We start from the raw sequence: 2,854 nt of genomic DNA, 5'->3' as shown, positions 1-2,854 counted from the left end.
CCATCCCCGCAACTACCTGGCCTTCCTCGGCCTAGCAGCCGCCCTCTGCTGCTACAAACGCCTCGTCCGCCTCACCACATAGGACACGGTCTAAGTCCTCCGGTCGGAAGCGTCGGTGACGCCTACGACAACGCCCTGAGGGCGACGATCAACGGGGACCACAAATCCGAATGTATCCGCACCAGCATCTTCCATGTAGGCCTCGGGAAGACGATCGCTGAGGTCGAGTACGCCACTGCCTCCTGGGTGGGAGTGGTACAACAACCGCCGGTTGCACTCAAGTCTGGGCATGATCAGCCTCACCGAGTTCGAGACAGCCCACTACGCTGACACAGAACCACGAGCCGCCTGATCACCGGCCAGCAAAACATCGGCAGGAAAGTCGGAACGGTTCAGCTCGACGTCTTGGGCGCCCCAGGGCACCAGGCTGAGTCTCCACGACCAGACGTCACTTTGACGAGCCGAGTCAGCCGTCTTCCCTGTTTTTATGCTCCGGCACACGCACGGTGGCAGACCTTCGTTCCCGGCTTCAGCGGGACGTCTGGGGTTGGGGTGAGCCGGTCCCGGTTCTGCTCGTAGAGCTCCTGCCACGTGGTTCCGATGTCCTGAGCCATGGACAACAGGGTGTCACCCTCTTCCGCGACGAAGACCCCTGTGGAGGGAGCCGCCATGGTTGCCAGCGCCTCCTGAAGACGGCCCTGCTCGGCGTCCAGGGCGGAGTCGTCGGCGGTCAGGCCAGCCTTGACCGAGCAGACGGGCCAGGCCCTGGGGCCCTGCGTTGCCAGGACCTTCTCTGCGATTGTGATCTGTTGCTGCTTGGTCGCCAGGTGGGCTCTGGACGCATACTGGTGGCCACCGAACTCCGCCCACGTGCTGGAGGTGAACTGTAGGCCGCCGTCAAAGCCGTTACCCGTGTCAATGGACCAGTTGCCACGACTCTCGCACGCAGCGACCCGCTCCCATGCACCCAGCGAAGCCGCCGAAGCAGTGCTGGTGCTGAGGCCTGTCGTGAGGACGACGGCGGCAGTCAGGGCACAAGCGAGAAGCTGTAGGCAGAGCCGCAAGAAGGCGCGGGGTTGACGCATGGGGACCTTTCTTGACTGGTACAGGCGCCGCGCCGAGATGCCGGCACAGGTGCACAGAGCGGGGGACAATCTTGACGGGGAGACAAGCGTGCCCTGCATGCCTGGGAAGGCGGTGAGCGAAGGAGCTGTTGCGTGCTGCCAGGAGGGCCGGTTGGTGGACGTGCGGCCAACCGGTGGTGCCAATGGGTGCGGTCTAGCCGAATCGGGCAAGTTGGGACTCGAACCCGCAAGCTCTGAAGGGCCGCGGTCTTTGAGAAGAGCTGCCTTTGAAAGATTTCTCCACTCGTCTCGAGACTGTCCTCACCCGGTGGTAATAAATCTGTTTTTCCCTGTGCACCCAGGTTCGGCGGCGCGTCCGCGCAGTGCTGACCTGCACACCCATGAGCCGAGCAACGTGGACATGCAGCAGAGGGGCTCGCCCGAGGAGTGCACCCCCACACCCCGAGTCGGCGTGCCTCGCCACCCAAAGACCGGCTGCTGACAGCAGTCACCACGGAAATTCCTCGCCCCCCCCGGCAGTTCAGCCGAATGTCCGAGCATCGGATTCACGACTCGAGGAGCTCCGGCGCTGCCATCGCGCCACCTGCGAGAGGAGCCCAAGTCACTCGATGCCTTGAGCCCCTGGCTGGCCAGAATAGGCCTATTCCCATAGGGGCCACGATTGGCAGCGGTGCAGAATGTTCAATTGCGGGCTCATTCATCCTAGGCCTCCATTTGTCTGGGGACCAGCCGCCAGGGCTGGGCCTAAGTGGCTTCTGCCCATTGGACGAAAGCGCACAGAAAACCTCACGCCGCTTGCCAAAATATTCCGATGCTGCGGCTGCCAAACCCAATTAGCCGCGATCACTGCAGAAGGGGGAGGTTTCGCCCCGTCTACCACCACAGCCTGTTCCTCCCCGTGAGCGAGGCCACCGCGACCGTCGTTTTCAGCGATTCGCACTGGGCACCCCGGTCCCGCCTCCGGTGGGCATCCTCAACGAGCTCAGCTGCTGGAACTGTGAGTAGATTTGTCAATCGTTCAGTCGATGAGGGCGGGCGGGTGTTGGCGAGGGCGCGGGCTCCCAGAGAGCCCCCGTCCTGCCTGGTGGGCGGGGTGACCTCGGGCAAGTGCACGGCTATCACTGGCGGACGGTGGCCAATGTGCCCGTCGACGGCCAGCGGGTGGTATTCCGAGTACGGGTGCGGATCTCGGTGCCGGATCGCTCCGGGGTAGCCTCCCCGACCGCCTCGCCGCCTTCGGCGGCGTCGCACCGGTCTCGCGCGGCTCCGGAAAAATCAGCGGGACCCTGCGGCGCCCCAGCGGCACAACCCACGGATCCCCCTATGCCTCAGCACTGTTCAGCATCGGGAAGTGCGAGGAGTCCCGACGGTTACACGACCGCAAATGAGCTGAGGGAAAACTCCACACCCAAGCGATCCGCGCTCTCGCACGCCGCCGCGTCAACGTGATAGGGGCCTCCTGGGGTACGGACGAAGCTACAAACTCATGCCGCCGACGGCCCTCGGCCCTCGAGGCTTGACAGACCGAATTAAAAATCGATTTTGGGGAATCAGGCCACAACGAACGATCTGAGCTCACTGGCCAATCGGAGGCTACTGTAGTCGTCACTCCTGCTGGAGGCCGGACAATGCTGCCGCACCAACAGTGCCCGCAGCTCGCTTGCCGTCCGGTGCCCCCCATTACCTTCTTGTGGCCCTGCAATGGAGCGCCCGGCCTCCGGAGTTGGCATGACTTTCTCCACCTGTCGATTGGATGGCTTGGGGGGCGG

1 protein-coding gene and 2 pseudogenes are annotated in these 2,854 nt (G+C 63.8%); 2 read left to right on the top strand and 1 reads right to left on the bottom strand.

All coding sequences use genetic code 11. The features are described from left to right. Window positions 1-90: 90 nt before the first annotated feature. A pseudogene (locus ACFYP3_RS37425) lies at window positions 91-352 on the top strand (integrase core domain-containing protein); the annotation flags it as partial. A 133-nt stretch (window positions 353-485) separates the two neighbouring features. Here ACFYP3_RS37425 and ACFYP3_RS37420 read toward each other — a convergent pair. Continuing rightward, on the bottom strand, window positions 486-1,085 hold the full coding sequence (locus tag ACFYP3_RS37420) for a transglycosylase family protein (protein ID WP_388842571.1): 600 nt from the start codon (window positions 1,083-1,085) through the stop codon (window positions 486-488). A gap of 1,021 nt (window positions 1,086-2,106) precedes the next feature. Between ACFYP3_RS37420 and ACFYP3_RS37415 the strand changes: the two are divergent. Continuing rightward, window positions 2,107-2,270 (top strand): annotated as a pseudogene (locus ACFYP3_RS37415) (ISL3 family transposase); the annotation flags it as partial. Window positions 2,271-2,854 lie beyond the last annotated feature (584 nt).

The sequence above is a fragment of the Streptomyces sp. NPDC005533 genome (genome assembly GCF_042871845.1).
GTDB lineage: Bacteria > Actinomycetota > Actinomycetes > Streptomycetales > Streptomycetaceae > Streptomyces.
Note: the sequence above shows the minus strand (reverse complement) of the source record. Positions and strands in the feature narration are given on the sequence as shown.